The sequence below is a fragment of the Streptomyces sp. NBC_00490 genome, assembly GCF_036013645.1.
In the GTDB taxonomy this organism is placed as follows: domain Bacteria; phylum Actinomycetota; class Actinomycetes; order Streptomycetales; family Streptomycetaceae; genus Streptomyces; species Streptomyces canus_F.
Genome location: NZ_CP107869.1, coordinates 3,470,623 through 3,491,888 on the forward strand (window position 1 = coordinate 3,470,623; position 21,266 = coordinate 3,491,888).

General features: G+C 69.9%; 17 protein-coding genes. 10 read left to right on the forward strand and 7 right to left on the reverse strand.

All coding sequences use genetic code 11. From position 1 onward, the window contains the following. Positions 1–8 precede the first annotated feature (8 nt). Positions 9–1,013, reverse strand: coding sequence for a carbohydrate ABC transporter permease (locus OG381_RS15650; protein ID WP_327716711.1), 1,005 nt, complete (start codon positions 1,011–1,013; stop codon positions 9–11). A gap of 104 nt (positions 1,014–1,117) precedes the next feature. Continuing rightward, complete coding sequence (locus OG381_RS15655) at positions 1,118–2,389, reverse strand: extracellular solute-binding protein (RefSeq protein ID WP_327716712.1); 1,272 nt, start codon at positions 2,387–2,389, stop codon at positions 1,118–1,120. A 380-nt stretch (positions 2,390–2,769) separates the two neighbouring features. On the opposite strand from OG381_RS15655, the gene OG381_RS15660 reads away from it, so the two are divergent. Both OG381_RS15660 and OG381_RS15665 read left to right on the forward strand, forming a co-directional pair. Next, positions 2,770–3,804, forward strand: a complete 1,035-nt coding sequence (locus OG381_RS15660; RefSeq protein WP_327716713.1) for a LacI family DNA-binding transcriptional regulator — start codon at positions 2,770–2,772, stop codon at positions 3,802–3,804. Positions 3,805–3,936: 132 nt separating this feature from the next. Further along, a complete protein-coding gene (locus OG381_RS15665) occupies positions 3,937–4,803 on the forward strand; it encodes a phosphatase PAP2 family protein (protein WP_327716714.1) in 867 nt (288 codons plus the stop codon). Here OG381_RS15665 and OG381_RS15670 read toward each other — a convergent pair. Next, positions 4,766–5,662 carry a LysR family transcriptional regulator gene (locus tag OG381_RS15670; RefSeq protein WP_327716715.1) on the reverse strand — a complete coding sequence of 299 codons (897 nt, stop codon included), beginning with the start codon at positions 5,660–5,662 and terminating at the stop codon, positions 4,766–4,768. The two genes, OG381_RS15665 and OG381_RS15670, sit on opposite strands and share 38 nt — an antisense overlap. 71 nt (positions 5,663–5,733) lie before the next feature. Between OG381_RS15670 and OG381_RS15675 the strand changes: the two genes are divergently transcribed. Next, complete coding sequence (locus OG381_RS15675) at positions 5,734–6,684, forward strand: DMT family transporter (RefSeq protein WP_327716716.1); 951 nt, start codon at positions 5,734–5,736, stop codon at positions 6,682–6,684. Here the strand turns inward: OG381_RS15675 and OG381_RS15680 are convergent. Beyond that, positions 6,672–9,668: a bifunctional [glutamine synthetase] adenylyltransferase/[glutamine synthetase]-adenylyl-L-tyrosine phosphorylase gene (locus tag OG381_RS15680; RefSeq protein WP_327716717.1), complete on the reverse strand. Its 2,997-nt coding sequence runs from the start codon at positions 9,666–9,668 to the stop codon at positions 6,672–6,674. The genes OG381_RS15675 and OG381_RS15680 overlap by 13 nt on opposite strands. Positions 9,669–10,248: 580 nt before the next feature. Continuing rightward, on the reverse strand, positions 10,249–11,133 hold the full coding sequence (locus OG381_RS15685) for a hypothetical protein (RefSeq protein ID WP_327716718.1): 885 nt from the start codon (positions 11,131–11,133) through the stop codon (positions 10,249–10,251). A gap of 156 nt (positions 11,134–11,289) precedes the next feature. Between OG381_RS15685 and OG381_RS15690 the strand changes: the two genes are divergently transcribed. The 3 genes from OG381_RS15690 to OG381_RS15700 all read left to right on the forward strand — a co-directional run bounded on the left by OG381_RS15690 (position 11,290) and on the right by OG381_RS15700 (position 13,049). Next, complete coding sequence (locus tag OG381_RS15690) at positions 11,290–12,018, forward strand: response regulator transcription factor (protein ID WP_327716719.1); 729 nt, start codon at positions 11,290–11,292, stop codon at positions 12,016–12,018. A 62-nt stretch (positions 12,019–12,080) separates the two neighbouring features. Then, on the forward strand, positions 12,081–12,593 hold the full coding sequence (locus tag OG381_RS15695; RefSeq protein WP_327716720.1) for a pyridoxamine 5'-phosphate oxidase family protein: 513 nt from the start codon (positions 12,081–12,083) through the stop codon (positions 12,591–12,593). A 21-nt stretch (positions 12,594–12,614) separates the two neighbouring features. Continuing rightward, the gene (locus OG381_RS15700) at positions 12,615–13,049 is read left to right on the forward strand and encodes a VOC family protein (RefSeq protein ID WP_327716721.1); all 435 of its coding nucleotides are present in this window, start codon (positions 12,615–12,617) and stop codon (positions 13,047–13,049) included. A 39-nt stretch (positions 13,050–13,088) separates the two neighbouring features. Here OG381_RS15700 and OG381_RS15705 read toward each other — a convergent pair whose 3' ends face one another. Both OG381_RS15705 and OG381_RS15710 read right to left on the reverse strand, forming a co-directional pair. Continuing rightward, positions 13,089–13,511 carry a hypothetical protein gene (locus OG381_RS15705; protein WP_327716722.1) on the reverse strand — a complete coding sequence of 141 codons (423 nt, stop codon included), beginning with the start codon at positions 13,509–13,511 and terminating at the stop codon, positions 13,089–13,091. Positions 13,512–13,641: 130 nt separating this feature from the next. Further along, the gene (locus tag OG381_RS15710) at positions 13,642–15,003 is read right to left on the reverse strand and encodes a glutamine synthetase family protein (protein ID WP_327716723.1); all 1,362 of its coding nucleotides are present in this window, start codon (positions 15,001–15,003) and stop codon (positions 13,642–13,644) included. 351 nt (positions 15,004–15,354) lie between these two features. Here OG381_RS15710 and OG381_RS15715 point away from each other — a divergent pair, with 351 nt between their 5' ends. The 4 genes from OG381_RS15715 (at position 15,355) to OG381_RS15730 (ending at position 20,887) form a co-directional block, all read left to right on the forward strand. Beyond that, on the forward strand, positions 15,355–16,014 hold the full coding sequence (locus OG381_RS15715; RefSeq protein WP_307031745.1) for a DUF3105 domain-containing protein: 660 nt from the start codon (positions 15,355–15,357) through the stop codon (positions 16,012–16,014). Continuing rightward, positions 15,993–16,634, forward strand: coding sequence for a DUF305 domain-containing protein (locus tag OG381_RS15720; protein ID WP_443061896.1), 642 nt, complete (start codon positions 15,993–15,995; stop codon positions 16,632–16,634). The genes OG381_RS15715 and OG381_RS15720 overlap by 22 nt, the downstream gene beginning before the upstream one ends. A 185-nt stretch (positions 16,635–16,819) precedes the next feature. Next, positions 16,820–18,766, forward strand: coding sequence for a S53 family peptidase (locus tag OG381_RS15725; RefSeq protein WP_327716724.1), 1,947 nt, complete (start codon positions 16,820–16,822; stop codon positions 18,764–18,766). Between the two features lie 75 nt (positions 18,767–18,841). Further along, a complete protein-coding gene (locus OG381_RS15730) occupies positions 18,842–20,887 on the forward strand; it encodes an NAD(+) synthase (RefSeq protein ID WP_327716725.1) in 2,046 nt (681 codons plus the stop codon). The last annotated feature ends 379 nt before the right edge of the window (positions 20,888–21,266 follow it).

Here is a 21,266-nt window from a genome sequence, read left to right on the forward strand (position 1 = left end):
CTCCTGCCTCAGATCGCGAGCTGCTGGTCATTGCGGTTCAGCCAGCGGCGGTAGAAGGAGGTGAAGACGATCAGGACGGCCAGCAGCAGGATGCCGTAGGCGGCGGACTGCGCGAAGTCGCGCGGCTGCTGTCCGAAGCCGAGGAAGTAGGCCCAGGTGACCAGGATCTGGGCGTCGGGGGCGGTGTTGCCGAACAGCAGGAAGATGACGGCGAACTGGTTGAAGGTCCAGATGACGCCGAGGAGCACGACGGTGGAGCTGACGGACCTGAGGCCCGGCAGGGTGACGTGCCTGAAGCGCTGCCAGGCGGTGGCGCCGTCCATCTCGGCGGCCTCGTAGAGCGAGGCGTCGATGGACTGCAGTCCGCCGAGCAGCGAGACCATCATGAACGGCACACCGCACCAGGTGTTGACCATGATCGCGGCGAACCGCTGCCAGAAGGTGTCCTCCAGCCACAGTGGTGTCGGCAGATGGAGGGTCTCCAGGAAGCTGTTGATGATGCCGCCGTCGGCGAGCATGAAGCGCCAGCCGAAGACGGTGACGAAGGTCGGCACGGCCCAGGGCAGGACGAGGATCAGCCGGTACAGCGTCCGTCCCCGCAGCTTCTGGTTGAGCAGCAGCGCGAGGCCGAGGCCGAGGCCGTAGTGCAGGGCGACACAGAGTGCCGTCCAGACGATGGTCCAGATGAAGTGCGACCAGAAGCGGTCGTACGCCGTCGGGCCCCACAGGATGTCGGCGTAGTTGTCGAGGCCGATGAACTTGTAGGTGGCGTCGATGTGGTTGACGCCGATGGTGCGGGCCGTGTTGAGGCTGTTGGCGTCGGTGAGCGTGAGGTAGACGCCGTAGATCAGGGGGTAGAGCACGAGGACGCCGAGCACGACCGCCACCGGGGCGATCATCGCGTAGGCGTACCAGTGCTTCTGGTAGCTGCGCTTGAAGCGTTGGCCCAGCCCGGGCCGCGGCGCGCGGTCACCGCGGCGTTTGCCGGTGGCGCGGTCGATGGCGACTGTCATGTTCGACACCTTCTGGAAGTTCAACGGCACTGAGAAGTGGCTGGGCGCAGGCCGGTGGCCGCCGGATCTCTCCCCCTGTCAGGAAATCCGGCGGCCACCCAGGCTCACTTGCTGAAGTCCGGGACCAGCTTGGCGATCGCGGTCTCGGCGTTGCCCAGACCCTTGTCCAGGGACTCCTTGCCGCCGGCGATCTTGGGCAGCTCGGTGTCCAGCGGGCCCCACAGGGAGCTGTACTCGGGCAGCGCCGGGCGCGGCTGGGCGGCGGCGAGGACCGTGCCGTAGCCGGCGATGCCCGGGTCGGCCTTGACCTCGGTGGTGTAGGCGTCGTCACGGGTCGGCAGCGTGGAGTTCTTCAGCGCGATGGTCGCCTGGGACTTCGCGGAGGTCATGAAGTTGAGGAACTTCAGCGAGGCCTTCTGGTGGGCGGCGTCGGAGCCGGCGTAGACCGAGAGGTTGTGGCCGCCGGTCGGGGCGCCCGCCTTGCCGGTGGAGCCGGCCGGGACGGTGGCGATGCCGAGGTTGGCCTTGTCCTTGAACGCGGCGCCCTTGTAGAAGTTGGTGATCTCCCACGGGCCCTGGATGATCGCGGCGACCTTGCCGTTGACGAACGCGTCCTGGATGTGGGCGTAGGCGTCGGCAGTAGTGTCGGCCTTGTGCAGGCCCTTGCCGGAGAAGAGGCTCAGCCAGGTGCCGTACGCCTTCTTCGCGGCGTCCGAGTTGACCGTGACCTTCTTGGCGTCGGCGTCGACGGTGTCGGTGCCCTCGCCGTAGAGGAAGGACTGGGCGTAGTAGGCCTGGGTGGAGCCCCAGTAGCCGTCGACGCCGGTCTTGTCCTTGATCGTGGCGGCGGCCTTCTTCAGGTCGTCCCAGGTCTTGGGAGCCTCGACGCCGGCCTTCTCGAAGAGCTCCTTGTTGTATACGAGGGCGAGCGTGTCCGTGACGATCGGGACGCCGTACGTCTTGCCCTCGTACTTGGCCTGCTCGATCAGGTTGGGCTTGAACTTGCTCTCGTCGGCGAGCGCCTCGGTGCCGTCCAGCGGCAGCAGGTAGCTCTTCTTGGCGAAGGCGGGGGTCCAGCCGACCTCGGCGCGCAGCACGTCCGGGGCGCCCGAGGCGCCGGCGGCGGTGTCGAACTTGTTCTGCGCCTGGTCGAAGGGGACGTTGACGTACTTGACCTTGACGTCCTTGTTGGCGGCCTCGAACTCCTTGATGAGGGCCTTGTAGGTCGGCGCCTCATTGGTGGCGTTGGAGGTGTCCCACCAGGTGATGGTCACCGGACCGCTCGAGTCGCTGCCACTGTCGCTGTCGCCGTTGCAGGCCGTCGCCGCGAGAGCGAGGGACGCCACCAGCGCGGTGGCCGCTATGCCACGCCGCATGAGTTCTCCTTGAGGGTGAAAGCCCGTGTGGTGCAGTAGGCGGCCCCGTCTGCCACCTCTGCGACTTGCCGACTGCGCCGTTGCGGCCGCCGGGCGTGGCCGAACGTAACAGCGATGTAAGCGACGCGAAAGAGCTTGCAGCAAAAAAGTGCAAGGCATCACCGAAGTTATCCGGGCGTGACCTCTCGGCAACCGCCGTGAGACGCTTGTTTCCTGCGGTGGGACGGCATATCGGGGGTTGTGCAAGACTCTGCAAGCTCTTGCCATCACTTTCACGAGGGAGCGCGATGACGCAGCAACCCGGGCCCGGCCGCCCAACAGGCCGGTCGCGACGTCCCATTGGTGTGCAAGGGCAGATACGGGCGGTACAGTCCACCCCTGTGACCACACGGCTTGCCGACATCGCTGCACAGGCGGGGGTCAGTGAAGCGACCGTCAGCCGCGTCCTCAACGGGAAGCCCGGCGTCGCCTCCACCACCCGCCAGTCCGTGCTGGCCGCACTCGACGTGCTCGGCTACGAACGCCCGGTACGTCTGCGCCAGCGCAGCGAGGGCCTGGTGGGGCTGATAACGCCGGAGCTGGAGAACCCCATATTCCCGGCGCTGGCCCAGGTCATCGGGCAGGCGCTGACGCGGCAGGGCTACACCCCCGTGCTCGCCACCCAGACCCCGGGCGGCTCCACCGAGGACGAGCTCACCGAGATGCTCGTCGACCGGGGCGTGGCCGGCATCATCTTCGTCTCCGGACTGCACGCGGACACCTCCGCCGACATGCAGCGCTACGAGCAGCTGCGCGGCCAGGGTGTGCCGTTCGTGCTCGTGGACGGCTTCTCGCCGAAGGTGCAGGCGCCCTTCATCTCCCCCGACGACCGCGCGGCGATGACGCTCGCGGTGACGCATCTGATCTCGCTGGGGCACACCAGGATCGGCTTGGCGCTGGGTCCCAAGCGGTTCGTGCCCGTCCAGCGCAAGATCGACGGCTTCGTCCGCGCGATGCAGGACCAGCTGGGCCTGACCGCGGAGACGGTCGAGACGGAACTCGTCCAGCACTCGCTCTACACCCTGGAGGGCGGTCAGGCGGCCGCCGCGGCGCTGATCTCCCGCAACTGCACGGCGGTGGTGTGCGCGAGCGACATGATGGCGCTGGGTGCGATACGGGCGGTCCGGCAGCTCGGTATGGACGTGCCGAAGGACGTCTCGGTGGTCGGCTTCGACGACTCCCCGCTGATCGCCTTCACCGACCCGCCTCTGACCACGGTCCGCAAGCCGGTGCCGGCGATGGGCCAGGCCGCGGTGCGCACACTGCTCGAGGAGATCGGCGGCACGCCCGCTCCGCACAGCGAGTTCGTGTTCATGCCGGAGCTGGTGGTGCGCGGTTCGACCGCTTCGGCCCCTGGGGACCGAAATCGTCCGTAAGGCGGAGAATCCGGGGGTCCGCGGCCCTGCTCCGGTAGGAGGCCGGGGACTCGTCTCGCCGTAGAACATGCGTCCCGGACTGGACCGGGGGATGATCTGGGGGCAAGGGCTTTTCTGGCAGACTCTGTGTCCATGGGTGATTCGACCGTGACGACACTGGAAGGCCGCGAAGAGGCCGTTCGCCAGCCTGTCGCGGCCGATACGAGACCGGGCTTCCTGCGCCGACTGCGCACCCCGCGCCGCCCCCGCCTCTGGTTCGAGATCCTGCTGATCGCGGTGAGTTACTGGACTTACTCGCTGATCCGCAACGCGGTCCCGGAGCAGCGGGCCGAGGCGCTGCGCAATGCCGACTGGATCTGGCGGGTCGAGCACGACCTGGGGATCGCGGTCGAGGAGTCGGTCAACCACGCGGTGAATTCCGTGACTTGGCTGATCGTGGGCATGAACTACTACTACGCGACGCTGCACTTCGTGGTGACGCTCGGTGTCCTGGTGTGGCTCTTCCGCAGTCATCCCGGCCGTTACGCGGCGACCCGCACGGCGCTGTTCGCGACGACCCTCGTGGCCCTCGTCGGTTACTACCTGTATCCGCTGGCCCCGCCCCGTCTGATGAACGGCGGCGACTTCATCGACACGGTCATGGTCCACCAGACGTGGGGCTCGATGGCCTCCGGCGACCTCAAGAACATGTCGAACCAGTACGCCGCGATGCCGTCCATGCACATCGGCTGGTCCCTGTGGTGCGGCCTGACGATCTTCGCGCTGGCGTCGGTGCCCTGGGTGCGCGTCCTGGGCCTCCTCTATCCGACGGCCACCCTCGTAGTCATCGTGGCCACCGCCAACCACTTCTGGCTCGACGCGGTGGGCGGCATGCTCTGCCTGGCCTTCGGCTTCACGGTGGCACGACTCTGGTACGGCGCCCTGCCGTACCGCTTGCCCCAGCTGGTGCCGGCTGTGGCCCTCAAGCAGCCCCGGCCGCGGCCCGCATCGCCGCGATGAACGACCTGAGGGCCGGCTGGGGCGGGGCCGTCTCGCGTACGGCCGCGTAGATCGAGCGGGCCGGCTCCGGGCTCCGCAGCTCCCGTACGACCACTCCCGGCCGGACGCCGACCCCCAGCCCGAGCCGCGGGATGAGGCTCACCCCGAGCCCCGCCGCGACGAACCCCTGAGCGGTGACGTAGTCCTCGCTCTCGACCACGAAGCGCGGCCGGAACCCCGCCGCCTCACAGGCGGTGAGCTGGGCGTCGAGGCAGGGGCCGGGCCACTCGCTGCCGACCCAGGGTTCCTCCGCGAGGTCGGCCATCTCCAGCGCCTCGGCCCGCGCCAGGGGGTGGCCCTCGGGAAGCACCGCGAGGTACGGGTCGTCCAGCAGGTGCAGGAACCGCACGCCCTCCTGAGCGGAGACGCGTGGCCCCACCACCAGCGCCAGATCCGCCCGGCCCTCCCGCACGTCCGGCAAGGGGTCCTCGGGGTCGATGAGCTTCAGCTCGATCTGTACGCCGGGGTGTTCCGTCCGCAGCCGGGCGACCGCCGGGGCGACCAGGGACGCGCCCGCCGTCGCGAAGTACCGCACCGACAGCCGGCCCGTCCGCCCCGCGAGCAGATCCGCCAGGGCGGTCTCCGCCTCGGCGACCTGACGGCTGATCGTGTCCGCGTACTCGGTCAGGAGCAGCCCCGCCGCCGTGGGACGCACCCCTCTGCCGACCCGCTCCAGCAGATCCGTCCGCGCCTCCTTCTCCAGCGCGGCGATCTGCTGACTCACGGCGGAGGGCGTGTAGCCCAGCACCGTCGCCGCCCCCGTCACCGACCCGCTGCTCACCACGGCCCGCAGCACCTGCATCCGACGCACATCCAGCATGTAGCTCAGCTTAACAACACATCCAGAACTCTTCACTTGTCCTCACGCGTCATCTCCCGGACCGTAGAGGCATGTCTCCCGCCTCCACGCTCCGCATGGCCGCCCTCGCCCTCCTGTGGGGCTCGGGGTTCCTCTGGATCAAGCTCGCCCTCAACCACGGCCTCTCCCCCGCGCAGATCACGATCGTCCGCTGCGCGCTCGGCACGGCGACCCTGCTGGTGCTGGCCCGTGCGGCCGGTCAGCGACTGCCCCGCTCACGGGCCACCTGGGGTCATCTGACCGTGGCCGCGCTGTTCTGCAACGCCATCCCGTTCGCCCTGTTCGCGGTGGGTGAGCAGAGTCTCGACTCGGGGATCGCGGGCGTCCTGAACGCCACCACGCCCCTGTGGTCGCTGCTGATCGGCCTGCTCCTCGGTACCGACCGCGGCCTGCGTCCCCTGCGCCTCGCCGGTCTCTTCCTCGGCTTCGCCGGCACGGTCCTGATCTTCGCCCCATGGCACCGCTCGGGCCTGCTGAGCTGGAGCGCGCTCGCCCTGCTGGGGGCCGCGGCGAGCTATGCCGTGGCGTTCGCGTACATGGCGCGCAAACTCACGGACAAGCAGGCGCCGATGGCGATGTCCGCGGCGCAACTGCTCATGGCGACGGGCTGGACGACACTCTCCCTTCCGCTCGCGGGCCCGGTCGACGCCGACCTGACCGCCCTCCTCGCGGTGACCGCCCTGGGCGTCCTGGGCACGGGCGTGACCTTCTACCTCAACTACCGCCTGATCGCGGACGAGGGCGCGACGACCGCGGCGACGGTCGGCTATCTGCTGCCGGTGGTGTCGGTGGCGCTGGGCGCACTGCTGTTGGACGAGCAGGTCGGAGTACGGGTACTCATCGGCATGGCGATCGTCCTGACAGGCGTGGCCATGACGCGCCCCCAAGGGGCGCGGGGCTGTGTTGAATCTGCGGCTACCGCCGCGCGGGCGCGAGCAACCACGACGGCGCCGCGCCCGAAGGAAGAGCTTTACGCCCCGTAAAACAGCGTCTCCACCACAGCCCGCGCCCGCCGCGCCGTACGCCGATAGTCATCCAGCATGTCCCCCACATGCCCGGGCCCGTACCCCAAGTACCGCCCCACCGCAGCCAGTTCACGCGGATCGGTGGGGAAGGTGTCCCCGGCCCTCCCCCGGACCAGCATCACCGCATTCCGCACCCGAGTCGCCAACACCCAGGCCTCGTCGAGGATCTCGGCATCCTCACCGCCGATGAGCCCCGCGGAGCGGGCCGCGGCCAGCCCCTCCCGCGTCCGCGTGGTCCGCAGCCCCGGCTCCGCCCACCCGTGCCGCAACTGCATGAGCTGCACGACCCACTCCACGTCGGACAGCCCGCCCGGCCCCAGCTTGGTGTGCAGCTTCGGGTCCGCGCCGCGAGGCAACCGCTCCGACTCCATCCGCGCCTTCAGCCGCCGGATCTCCCGTACGGCATCGTCACCGAGCCCCTCCGCCGGATACCGCAGCGGATCGATCAGTTCGATGAAACGCCGCCCCAGGTCCTCGTCGCCGGCGACCACTTCGGCCCGCAGCAGCGCCTGTGACTCCCAGACCAGAGACCACCGGCGGTAGTACGCCTCGTACGACTTCAACGTCCGTACGAGCGGCCCGGACTTGCCCTCGGGGCGCAGGTCCGCGTCGATCAGCAGGGGCGGGTCGGCGCTCGGGAGCCGCAGCAGGCGGCGCATCTCGGAGACGACCTTGTTGGCGGCCTCGGAGGCCGACTGCTCGGGCACGCCGTTGCGCGGCTCGTGGACGAACAGGACGTCCGCGTCGGAGCCGTAGCCGAGTTCGTGACCGCCGAAGCGGCCCATGCCGATGACGGCGAACCGGGTGGGCAGGGTGTCGCCCCAGGTGTCGCGGACCACCGCGCGCAGGGTGCCCGCGAGGGTCGCCGCGTTGAGGTCGGAGACGGCGCCGCCGACCCGGTCCACGAGGGCTCCCTGGTCGGCCTCGGCGGGCCGGGTCTCGGTGCCGTAGGAGCCGACGATGTCGGCGGCGGCGGTGCGGAACAGTTCGCGGCGGCGTACTCCGCGGGCCGCGGTGACCGCCTGTTCGACGCCGTCCGCGCGGCTGACCGCGGCGAGGATCTCCTGCTCCAGGCCGGCCCGGCCGCGCGGGGCGAGTCCGGCGCCGTCGCTGTCGCCCAGCAGCGCGACGGCTTCCGGTGCGCGCATGAGCAGGTCGGGGGCGAGGCGCCCGGCGGACAGCACGCGGGCGAGGTTCTCGGCGGCGGCGCCCTCGTCGCGCAGCAGCCGCAGATACCAGGGCGTCTTGCCCAACGCGTCCGACACCTTGCGGAAGTTGAGCAGGCCCGCGTCCGGGTCGGCGGAGTCGGCGAACCAACCCAGCAGTACGGGAAGGAGGGTTCGCTGGATCGCGGCCTTGCGGGTGACGCCGGAGGCGAGCGCCTCCAGGTGCCGCAGGGCCGCGGCCGGGTCGGCGTACCCGAGCGCGACCAGCCGCTCCCGGGCCGCCTCGGGGCGCAACCGGGTCTCGCCGGAGGCGAGTTGGGCGACGGCGTCGAGCAGCGGCCGGTAGAAGAGCTTCTCGTGCAGTCGCCGTACGACACTGGTGTGCCGCTTCCACTCGCGGTTCAGCTCGGCGACCGGATCCGTGCGCAGGCCCAGGGAGCGGCCGATACGGCGCTGGTCGGCGTCGTCCTCGGGGACGAGGTGGGTGCGGCGCAGCCGGTACAGCTGGATGCGGTGCTCCATGGAGCGCAGGAAGCGGTAGGCGTCGTCGAGTTGCACGGCGTCGTCCCGGCCGACATAGCCGCCGGCGGCGAGGGCCTGGAGCGCGTCGAGGGTGGTGCCGCTGCGCAGGGAGACGTCGGCCCGGCCGTGCACCAACTGCAGGAGCTGCACCGCGAATTCGACGTCGCGGAGGCCACCGGGGCCCAGCTTCAGCTCGCGTTCGACCTCGGCGACCGGGATGTTCTCGACGACCCGGCGCCGCATCTTCTGTACGTCGGTGACGAAGTTCTCGCGCTCGGCGGCCTTCCAGACGAGGGGTTCCAGCGCGCTGACGTACGCCTCGCCGAGCTCGATGTCGCCGGCGACCGGGCGGGCCTTGAGGAGGGCCTGGAACTCCCAGGTCTTGGCCCAGCGCTGATAGTAGGCGAGGTGGCTGGCGAGCGTCCGCACCAGTGGGCCGTTGCGGCCCTCGGGCCGCAGGTTGGCGTCGACGGGCCAGATCGACCCCTCCACGGTCGTCTCGGAGCAGATCCGCATCATGTGCGAGGCGAGCTTGGTGGCGGACCGCAGGGCCTTGCCCTCGTCGGCCCCCTCGACGGCCTCGCCGACGAAGATGACATCGACGTCGGACACGTAATTGAGCTCATGGCCACCGCACTTGCCCATCGCGATGACGGCGAGCCGGCACAGCGCGGCGTCGTCGGGGGCGGCGGCGCGGGCGATGGCGAGGGCGGCGCGCAGGGTCGCGGTGGCGAGGTCGGCGAGCTCGGCGGCGGTCTCGGCGATGTCGGTGGTGCCGCACACGTCACGGGCGGCGATGGACAGCAGACAGCGCCGGTAGGCGACGCGCAGGGAGACGGGGTCGTCGGCCTCGGCGAGCCCGCGCTCGAACTCCTCCACACCGGGGTGCAGATCGCGCGGCTCGTACATGACGAGCGCCTGCCAGTCCCCGGCGTGCCGGGCCAGATGCTCGGCGAGCGCGGCGGAGGCCCCGAGCACACCCAGCAGACGGTCACGCAACGGCTTGGCCGCTATCACCGTGTCCAGCAGCTCCCTGCGCGCGGCGGGGGCGGGCTGCGCCTCCAGCAACCGCACGAGGCCGTGCAGCGCGAGATCGGGGTCCGCGGTGGCACCGAGGGCTTCCAGCAGCACGGGATCATTGCGTACGCCGGTCAGCTCCGCGCTGTCCAGCAGCCGCTCGGCAGCCGAGGGATCGGTGAACCCGTGCCGCAGCAGCCGACTGAAGGTACTGCTCCTGCGCCCCGGCGCCGTCATCCTCGGCCTCCTCCGATCAAGGTCATACGTGCGTGAGCCTAACCGGAGAGGGTGAAAGAAGCGCCGGGACGGATCGAGCGGGTGAGCCGGGCCGCTCCTGGGGGGTGGAGGTGGGGAATGGGTGCGGGACGCGGGGACGGGGAATCGACCGGACGCCGGGGCTAGGCAGCGACCTCCGGGCGCCGGGACGTCGCAGCGTCGGAACGACCGGACGCCGGGGTCGGCAGCAACCGCCGGACGCCGAGGCCAGGCAGCGACCGCCGGGGCGAGGATGCCAGGGTGCGACCGGACGCCGGGGCTTGGAACGATCTCCCGGGCGGCGGGGCGGCGGCGGGGATGTGGCCGCCGGGCCTCGGGGCACCTGGGGGTAAGGGAGAGACCACCGGACACCGGGGCGCCGGAGCGCCAGAGCACCGGGGAGTCGGAACGACAGGACGCCGGGGTCGGCAGCAACCTCCGGACGCCGAGGCCAGGCACCGACCGCGGGCACCGGAGCGCCGAACCGCCGGAGCGCCCGACCGCCGGGGCTAGGCACGATCTCCCGGGCGGCGGGGTGTCGGCGGCGGGCGCCGGGGCGGTGTCAGCGGGTCACCACGACCGTGGTCGGGCGGGAGGCGTCGGTGAGGATCTTGTCGCCGGGCATGCGGCCCGGGGCCGTGGTGCCTTCGAGGGGTGGCAGGAAGGCGGCCGCGGTGGGGTGGCCGGCGAGGGGGACGTACACCCGCTGGACGGTGCCGGGAGTGTCCTTGCCGGGCAGGGTGGCGTACTGGACGTCGAGGCAGCGGGCGCGCAGCCGGGTCAGTACGGCCGTCACGGACGTGCCCGGCCCGACCGACGGGAGGACCAGCTGCGTGGGCTTCTCACACCCGGGGTCGCCCGGCGGCGGAACGGGCTGTCCGGACCGACCCCCGTGCGGTCCGGACAGGGTCAGACTGCTGAGGTCGCCGACGGTGCCGTTCGTGGTGTCGACGCGGATCGTGTCGTCGCGCAGCCACTGCAACGGGTGTCCGTCGAGGTCGGCCCGCACCCAGTCCGCGGTGTCGACCAGGAAGCCCGTCTCGACGGCGGCCTCCTCGGGCGGCACGAGCCGCCGGGGCGCCTGCCCGCGCGTGGCCCGTTCCGTACGGGCCTCGGGCCAGTGCCGCAGCACCACCAGCAGCCGTCCGTCGGGGCGGGCGAAGGGGTGTGCGCGGCCCGCGGAGACGGCGTAGGACCCGGCAGCGGTGACCGCCTCACGGGAGGCCCCGTGGAACCGGACGCCGCCGCGGGGGCCGAGCGTGAAGCGCACGGTGGTGAAGGTCTCGCCCTTCTCGGGCGCGGCGTCGGGGCCGGCCTTCGTGGTCGCGGCCTCGCAGCCGGTGGCGAGCAGGGCCGCGACGAGCATGGCGGCGCCCGTGGCGAGGGTGGCGGTCCGGTGCGGACGCGGGTGGCCGCGACCGTCGTAGGGGCGCAGGTGGGTACGCATGGGATGCCTCCGTGTCCTCCGGCAGCCGAAGCGCTGCTGGTGTCGACGATGCTCCGGTCAACTGCTCAGGCCCATTCGTCATTTGACGAATCCCGGTGTTCACGGGCGGCGCGGGAGTACGTTCGCAGGAGGCGAGACCCTCCTCGGGAGGCACCCATGACGACGGCCGAAGTCCACATGCGTCGCATGGCGGATGTCCTGGAGGAGGCGCGGCGGGATCTGTCGGGCGGGATTCCGCCGAAGTCCCTGCTGCTGGGGTTGCAGCGCCTGGTCCCCTGCGACGAAGCCAGTTTCTGCGAGCTGGACATCCCGACCAGGCGGGAGCTCAACAGCCAGGAGACGATCGAGGAAGACGGCGACTACGGGATGGACGCGTACTGGCGCTGGCGCCACCAGCACCTGCAGTGCGTGCAGGTCTGCCGGCCGCACGACGTTCCCGAGACGACGCAGATGGCGGACTTCCTCCCGGTGCGGGAACTGCGGAGCCTGCCGATCTACACGGAGTTCCTCGCCCCGTGCCCGACCATCGCGAGCATCGCCCTGCCCACCGCCCCGAACCGCACCCGGGTGTTCCAGTTCTTCCGTACGGGCTCCAAGCCGTTCACCGCGCACGAGATGACCACCCTGGAGCTGCTGGCTCCCCACGTGTACGAGATCTACAAGGAGGCCGCCCGCAGGCACCGGCCCCCCGTGCGGCTGACCCGGCGGGAGTTCGACGTGCTGCGCTGTGTGGCCCGGGGTCTGGACACCCCGCAGATCGCCGAGCAGCTCTCGGTCTCCTCGAGCACGGTCCGCAAGCACCTGGAGAACGCGTTCGGCAGGCTGGGGGTGTCGAGCCGTACGGCCGCGGTGGCCCGTGTCTTCCCCGACCCGGAGATGGTGTGACCGATGAGTTCCGGATCCGGCGCGGGTCTGTCCTGCGAGGCAACACGTCTGGAGGCCCGCCCATGACCGACAAGCAACCCCGCGCCCGTCTCGACACCCGCTACAGCGACGGCACGGCCACCGCGACCGACTGGTCCGACGCGCTGAAGATCCTCGCCGGGGCCGAGCTGTTCTGGATCTCCACGGTCCGGCCGGACGGGCGCCCGCACGTGACCCCGCTGCCCGCGGTCTGGTCGGAAGGCGCGCTGCACTTCTGCACGGGTCCGGAGGAGCGCAAGGCCCGCAATCTCGCGGCGAACCCGCACGTCGTGCTGACGACCGGCGTCAACACCTGGAACGAGGGCTACGACCTCGTCGTGGAGGGCGAGGCGGTGCGCGTCGTCGATGACGTGCGGCTCGGGGAGCTCGCGGCCGCGTGGGAGGAGAAGTACGGCGAGTTCTGGCGCTTCGAGGTACGGAACGGCGGCTTCCACCACGGTGCCGGGCACGCTTTCGTCTTCTCGGTGGCGCCGCGCACCGTTTTCGGCTTCGGTAAGGGGGAGCCGTTCAGCCAGACCCGCTGGCGGTTCGACTGACGTGACAAGGGAGTCAACGCCATGGACATGTCCCTCGAAGTGATCCTGCTGCCGGTTTCCGATGTGGATCGAGCCAAGGAGTTCTATCAGGACAAGGTCGGTTTCCACGTGGACCTCGACGGCGAGGTGATGGAGGGCGTACGGATCGTCCAGCTGACCCCGCCGGGCTCGGGCTGTTCCATCGCCCTGGTCGACGGTCTCCAGGTCCCCACGGGCACACCGCAGCCGGGCACGTACCACGGCATGCAGCTGTGCGTCACGGACGCGAAGGCGGCGTACGAGGAGCTGACGGCGCGCGGCCTCGACGTGAGCGAGCCGGTGCAGTTCGCCCCGCAGGACGGCGCCACGTTCATGTACTTCAAGGACCCGGACGGCAACGGCTGGGCGATCCAGGAGTACAAGCGCCGCGAGACGGAGCCGCTGCACCAGGTGCTGGCGCAACTGGCGGGCAAGTAGCGCACGTGTGGGGGCGCGGGCCGGCCCGCGCCCCCGTCGTCACGCCCTGGAGGTCTGCGTCGCGCAGTTGAGAAGCGCCCCGTTGTCGGTCTGGCACGCCGTCACGGTCACGGAAACGCCTTCACCGATGGACAGGTCGACGTTCTCGTAGTCGCCGTTGCCGCCCGTGGCCCAGATCTCCTTGTAGCCCCCGCTCCACGAGGCCGAGACGAACACACCGCGCCCGTCGGTCCAGCTGTCGTCGGCGATGAGGTGCTCGCCGTACGCCTGGAATCCGGCGTACCCGACCTGGGTGTTGCCGTCCTCCTTGTAGAACCAGAAACTGCAGTCCCTGCCACCGTCGTCGCTCGGGGACGCGGTACAGGAATGAACGTTGTTGTCGGCCCAGGCAACACCCGAGACGGTGCCGACCAGAACCGCCGCGGCCGCGCCGACGAGCCCCACCCTTGCGCGAGTTCGCATGCAATCGCTCCTTGATCACTGACTGATGTGGCGCGATCATGCCACGGCTTGGCACGTTCTCGGCAGGTATTCGCGGACACGCGAAAGGGCCGACGATCCATGACCGTCGGCCCTTCCTGTGTATACGTGCCTACAGCACCGGCAGGTTCTTCCGCAGCTCGAACGCGGTCACCTCGGAGCGGTACTCCTCCCACTCCTGGCGCTTGTTGCGCAGGAAGAAGTCGAAGACGTGCTCGCCCAGCGTCTCGGCGACCAGGTCGCTGTTCTCCATGAGGGTCAGGGCCTCGCCGAGGTTCTGCGGGAGGGGTTCGATGCCCATCGCGCGGCGCTCGGCGTTGGACAGCGCCCAGACGTCGTCCTCGGCGCCCGGCGGGAGCTCGTAGCCCTCCTCGATGCCCTTGAGGCCGGCGGCCAGCAGGACGGCGTACGCCAGGTACGGGTTGGCACCGGAGTCGATCGAGCGAACCTCGATGCGGGCGGAGCCGGTCTTGCCGGGCTTGTACATGGGGACGCGGACCAGGGCCGAGCGGTTGTTGTGGCCCCAGCAGATGTACGAGGGGGCCTCGCCGCCGGCGCCCGCCGTGCGCTCCGAGCCGCCCCAGATGCGCTTGTAGGAGTTGACCCACTGGTTGGTGACCGCGGAGATCTCCGCGGAGTGCTTCAGCAGGCCCGCGATGAAGGAGCGGCCGACCTTGGAGAGCTGGTACTCCGAGCCCGACTCGTAGAACGCGTTGCGGTCGCCCTCGAAGAGGGACAGGTGCGTGTGCATCCCGGACCCCGGGTGCTCGCTGAACGGCTTCGGCATGAACGTCGCCTGGACGCCCTGCTCCAGCGCCACCTGCTTCATGACCAGGCGGAACGTCATGATGTTGTCCGCCGTCGAGAGGGCGTCGGCGTAGCGGAGGTCGATCTCCTGCTGGCCGGGGGCGCCCTCGTGGTGGGAGAACTCCACCGAGATGCCCATCGACTCCAGCATGGTGATCGCCTGGCGGCGGAAGTCCATGCCGATGTTCTGCGGGGTGTGGTCGAAGTAGCCCGAGTTGTCGGCCGGCGTGGGACGGGTGCCGTCCAGCGGCTTGTCCTTCAGCAGGAAGAACTCGATCTCGGGGTGGGTGTAGAAGGTGAAGCCCAGGTCCGAGGTGCGGGCCAGCGCGCGCTTGAGCACGTAACGCGGGTCCGCGAAGGACGGCGAGCCGTCCGGCATGAGGATGTCGCAGAACATCCGGGCCGTACCGGGCGCCTCGGCGCGCCACGGCAGGATCTGGAAGGTCGACGGGTCCGGCTTGGCGATCATGTCGGACTCGTAGACCCGGGCGAAGCCCTCGATCGCGGAGCCGTCGAACCCGATGCCCTCGTCGAAGGCCTGTTCCAGCTCGGCCGGGGCCACGGCGACGGACTTGAGGAAGCCCAGCACGTCCGTGAACCACAGGCGTACGAACCGGATGTCGCGCTCCTCCAACGTCCGGAGCACGAATTCCTGCTGCTTGTCCATCTTCAGCTTCCCCATCCTTGCTGGTCAGGCCACCTGTCTGCGGTCCCGCGCGAGACGGTCGGGCACCTGAGCATCCCACCACAACACCATTTCATCCGTGTTGCGGACCATGATCGGCGGGCCGACCTCCGGGCGAACGCCTCACGTACGGCAGGTGTACTGTTCTGCCGCCCATCTTGCCTGCTCGGACCCGTATAAGTAATGCCGGGCGTGTCGGAACCTCGGCGGACCCGGATCTCCGCGGGCGCCCGCTCTTCGGCCATTCCTGTGCCCTCCCTTTCTGGAGACACCCCCTTCCCCATTACGATCAGCGGACCCGACCGGCCCTCCTTACCCAGAAGGACACACCCCATGGGTTCCGCCAAGAACAAGAACTCCGCCGAGCGCCAGGCTCGAATAGCGGAGATGCGGCGTGCCGAACAGGCCCGCGAACGCCGTAACCGGCTCCTCACGATCGGGGCGAGCGTGGCCGTCGTCACCGCTCTCGTCGTGGGCGGCGTCGTGCTCGTGCGGTCGCAGGACGACGGCGGCGGCACGACGGCCGACTCCAGCAACCCGGGTCACTGGACCACGGGCAAGGACGGGGTGAAGACGTGGTCGTCCAAGCTCTCCCAGACCCACGTCACCAAGACCGTGAAGTACCCGATGACGCCCCCGGCCGGCGGTGACCACGACGCCCGCTGGATGAACTGCAACGGCGACGTCTACACCAAGGAACTCAACAACATGAACGCCGTGCACTCGCTGGAGCACGGTTCGGTCTGGGTGACGTACACCTCCAAGGCCAAGAAGGCCGACATCGACGCGCTGGCCGCGAAGGTGAAGAAGACGCCGTACACGCTGATGAGCCCGTACGAGAAGCAGGCGGCCCCGATCATGCTGACGGCGTGGGGCCACCAGCGGACGGTGACGAGCGCGAGCGACCCGAACGTCGACAAGTTCTTCGAGACCTATGTCCAGGGTGAGCAGACTCCGGAGAAGGGTGCGACGTGCCAGGGCGGTCTGTCGTAGTGAGGAAGGCCGGCTGGATCGCCTCGGGCGCGGCGGCGGTGCTCGTCGCGACCGGGGGGATCACCTACGCCGTCACGCAGGACGGCGGCTCCACCGACACCCCGACCGCGGACTCCGCGGACGCCGGGTTCGCGCGGGACATGGCGGTGCACCACCAGCAGGCGGTGGAGATGTCGTTCATCGTCCGCGACCGTACGAAGGACGAGGACGTACGGCTGCTCGCGTACGACATCGCCCAGACACAGGCCAACCAGCGCGGCATGCTGCTGGGCTGGCTCGATCTGTGGAAGCTGCCGAAGGTGTCGTCGAAGCCGCCGATGACCTGGATGGACATGGGCGGCATGGCCTCCGGCGAGGACGGCGCGCTGATGCCGGGCATGGCGACCAACACGGAGATGGAAAAGCTCAGGAAGCTCAGCGGCAAGCAGGCCGAGATCTTCTATCTCCAGCTCATGACCGACCACCACAAGGGCGGCATCCACATGGCCGAGGGCTGTGTCGAGCGCTGCGAGGTGAAGGTGGAGAAGGACATCGCGCAGGGCATGGTCAACGCGCAGGAGTCGGAGATCGGTCTGATGACGGACATGCTGAAGGAGCGCGGCGCGAAACCGCGTTCCTAGAGGGGTCGGAGAGGGCCTTAGAGGGTTAACCCTCGGTTCTCGGCGCTTCTTAACCCTCAAATGGCCTTGTCATTAGGTTAATTGGGGTCCTCTTGGGACTCGTATTCCCCTGGCATGAACGGTTCATCGAAAGAGTGGCCACCGTCGAGTGATCCACTCGAGACGAACCGCATACAGGGGGTTCCATGAGATCCAACCGCGCCACTCTGCGTGCCGGTGTGAGCATGGCAGCGACACTGCCCATGATCGCCGGCGCGCTGGCGCTCGGCATACCCGCGGCGCACGCCGCGGACGGCCCGGCACGGGACACGCTGGCCGGCACCAGGCCCGCGTGGGCCACGGCCAAGGCCGACAAGGGCGCCACCGCCGACAGTTCACAGGTCTCCGCCCGGGTCTACCTCGCCGGCCGGGACGCGACCGGCCTCGCCGCGTACGCGAAGTCCGTGTCCGACCCGGCTTCGGCGTCGTACGGCAAGTACCTGAGCGCCCAGCAGGCGCAGGCCCGCTTCGGCGCCACGAAGGCCCAGGTGGCCGCCGTGAAGTCGTGGCTGGCGTCCGCGGGCCTGAAGGTCACCGGTGTCACGCGGCACTACGTCTCCGTCTCCGGTGACGTGGCCGCCGCCGAGAAGGCCTTCGGCACCCAGCTGCACAACTACGCCAAGGGCTCCAGGACCTACCGCGCCCCGTCCAGGACGGCCTCCGCACCGGAGAGCCTGAACGGCGCCGTGCTGACCGTCACCGGCCTGGACAACGCCCCGCACAAGGCGAGCCACAAGGACCAACTGCCCGGTCCGGGCGCCGTGTTCAAGAACTCGGGGCCGTTCTCGTCGTACTACGGCTCGAAGACCGCGAGCACCCTGCCCGACGCGTACGGCGGCAAGATCCCGTACGCCATCAAGGGCTACACGGGCAAGCAGCTGCGGGCCGCGTACGGCGCGGGCTCGTACACGGGCAAGGGGGTGCGCGTCGCCATCACCGACGCGTTCGCCTCGCCGACCATCGCCTTCGACGCGCAGACCTACGCGAAGAAGCACGGCGACCCCGCCTGGAAGACCGGCCAGCTGTCCCAGGTGCTGCCCAAGAACTACCGGTACACCGGCGCCGACGAGTGCGACGCCTCCGGCTGGTACGGCGAGGAGACCCTCGACGTCGAGGCCGTGCACGCGGTCGCTCCGGACGCGAACGTCACCTATGTGGGCGCCTCGTCCTGCATGGACGACGACCTGCTGGACTCGCTCAGCAAGATCGTCGACAAGCACCTGGCCGACCTCGTCTCCAACTCCTGGGGTGACATCGAGGCCAACCAGACGCCGGACCTCGCGGCCGCCTACGACCAGGTCTTCCAGTTCGGCGCGGTCGAGGGCATCGGCTTCTACTTCTCCTCCGGCGACAACGGCGACGAGGTCGCCAACACCGGGACGAAGCAGGTCGACACCCCGGCCAACTCGGCGTGGGTGACGGCGGTCGGCGGTACCTCGCTGGCCGTCGGCAAGGGCGACAAGTACCTGTGGGAGACCGGCTGGGGCACCGAGAAGGCCACGCTGTCCGCGGACGGCAAGAGCTGGACCAACTTCCCCGGCGCGTTCACCTCCGGTGCGGGCGGCGGCACCAGCAAGACGGTCGCCGAGCCCTTCTACCAGAAGGGTGTCGTCCCGGACGCGCTCGCCAAGGCCAACAACGCCGCCGGAAACCGCGTCGTCCCGGACATCTCCGCGATCGCCGACCCGAACACCGGCTTCCTGGTCGGCCAGACGCAGACCCAGGCGGACGGCTCCGAGTCGTACAGCGAGTACCGCATCGGCGGCACCTCGCTGGCCTCGCCGGTCATCGCGGCCGTCCAGGCCCTCGCCCAGGAGGCGCGCGGCGGCAAGGCGATCGGCTTCGCCAACCCGTCGATCTACGCCAAGTACGGCACGAAGGCCTACCACGACGTCACCGACAACCCGACGGGCCACCAACTGGCCGTCGCGCGCGTGGACTTCGTGAACGGCTATGACGCCACGGACGGTCTGACCACGTCGGTCCGCTCCCTCGGCAAGGACAGCTCGCTGTCCGCCGTGAAGGGCTACGACGACGTCACGGGCGTGGGCACGCCCGCGAACGGCTACGTCGTATCGTTCCGCCGCCACTGACACCGACGGGGTGGCGTGAGGTGCTCCCCACCTCACGCCACCCCATCGCGTCGCTCTGACGATTACACTGATCCCGTGCCTCCACTGAACTTCTGGTCGATCTATCAGCACGGGTTCGCACGCGTGGCCGCCTGTACCGGCCACACCGTCATCGCCGACCCGCCCGCCAACGCCGAATCGGTCCTGCGGCACGCACGCCGGTGCGCCGAGGAGGGCGTCGCCGTCGCGGTCTTCCCCGAGATGGTCCTGTGCGGCTACTCCATCGAGGACCTGCTGCTCCAGGACGCGCTGCTCGACGAGGTCGAGGCGGCCCTCGCGACCGTGGTGACCGGCTCGGCCGACCTGCTGCCGATCCTCGTCGTCGGCGCCCCGCTACGGCACCGCAACCGGGTCTACAACTGCGCGGTGATCATCCACCGCGGCCGGATCCTCGGCGTCGTGCCCAAGTCGTACCCCCCGAACTACCGCGAGTTCTACGAGCGCCGCCAGATCGCCGACGGCTCCGACGAGCGCGGCGGGACGATCCGGGTCGGCGGCGCGTCCGTACCGTTCGGCGTGGACCTGCTCTTCGAGGCGGCGGACGTCCCCGGTCTCGTGCTCTTCGCCGAGATCTGCGAGGACATGTGGGTCCCGGTGCCGCCCAGCGCGGAGGCCGCCCTCGCCGGCGCGACCCTCCTCGTCAACCTCTCCGGCAGCCCGATCACGGTCGGCCGCGCCGAGGACCGCAAGCTGCTGTGCCGCTCGGCGTCCTCCCGCTGCCTCGCCGCGTACGTCTACGCGGCGGCGGGCCTGGGCGAGTCGACCACGGACCTGTCCTGGGACGGCCAGACGATGATCTACGAGAACGGCGTCCTGCTCGCCGAGAGCGAGCGGTTCCCGCTCGGCGACACGTACGCGATCGCCGACGTGGACCTCGACCTGCTGCGCCAGGAGCGGCAGCGGATGGGCACGTTCGACGACAACCGCCGTACCCACAGGGCCCGGACGGCCGACTTCCGGACGGTCTCCTTCGAACTCGACCCGCCCCTCACCGACCTGGGACTCCGCCGTCACCTGGAGCGCTTCCCGTTCGTGCCGGCCGACGCCGACCGTCTCGCCCAGGACTGCTACGAGGCCTACAACATCCAGGTCGAGGGGCTCCAGCAGCGCCTCGCCGCGATCGGCGGTCCGAAGGTCGTCATCGGGGTGTCCGGCGGCCTCGACTCCACGCACGCCCTGATCGTCGCCGCCCGCGCGATGGACCGCGCGGGGCGCCCGCGCAGCGACATCCTGGCCTGGACCCTGCCCGGCTTCGCCACCAGCGACCACACCAAGGACAACGCCCACGCCCTGATGCGTTCGCTCGGTGTCACCGCGGCCGAGCTGGACATCACGCCCACCGCGCGTCTGATGCTCAAGGAGATGGGCCACCCGTTCGCCTCCGGCGAGCCGGTGTACGACGTCACCTTCGAGAACGTGCAGGCCGGCCTGCGCACCGACTACCTCTTCCGGCTCGCCAACCACCACAACGGCATCGTGCTCGGCACCGGCGACCTGTCGGAGCTGGCGCTCGGCTGGTCCACATACGGCGTGGGCGACCAGATGAGCCACTACAACGTCAACTCCGGTGTGCCGAAGACACTGATCCAGCATCTGATCCGGTGGGTCATCAGCAGCGGCCAGTTCGACGACGGGACCGGCAAGATCCTCTCCGCGATCCTCGACACGGAGATCAGCCCGGAACTGGTACCGGGTGAGGAGATGCAGTCCACCGAGTCCAAGATCGGCCCGTACGCCCTGCACGACTTCACCCTGTTCCACGTACTGCGCTACGGGTTCCGACCCTCGAAGATCGCGTTCCTGACCTGGCACGCCTGGCACGACACGACCACCGGCGCCTGGCCGCCCGGCTTCCCCGAGGAGAAGCGGGGATCCTACGACCTGGCGGAGATCCACAAATGGCTCCAGGTCTTCTGCCGCCGCTTCTTCGCGTTCGCCCAGTTCAAGCGCTCGGCGATGCCGAACGGCCCCAAGGTGTCGGCAGGCGGTTCACTGTCACCCCGAGGCGACTGGCGAGCACCATCGGACAGCTCGGCAAGGGCCTGGCTACGAGACCTGGAACGCTTCGACCTGCCGAACTGACCTGCCTGGGCCGGCATCCGACGGCCACTGTCTGCACCCGTACGCCGACACGGCGAGGGATGGAGCGCACGGGGTCCCTGCCGTACGGGAGACGCCCGCGCGCGGCACCCCCCGCCCGGGCAAGCCCGGGACGCACCCGCACCGACACACCGCGTCCCGAGACAGGACGGCCCCGCACCGCCGCACCGGCCCCCAGACAGGACGGGCCCGCACCGCCGCACCGCCCCCAGACGGGACGGGCCCGCGCCTGCGCAACGGCGAGAAGGGGACGTACCGGGGGGTGTCCGCCCGCAGCGTCGGGCGACCGACCAAGAGCACATCCCCAACCCACAGCACCGCCCGACCGAGGACGGACACCCCCCGGTGCGGCACCGACCCA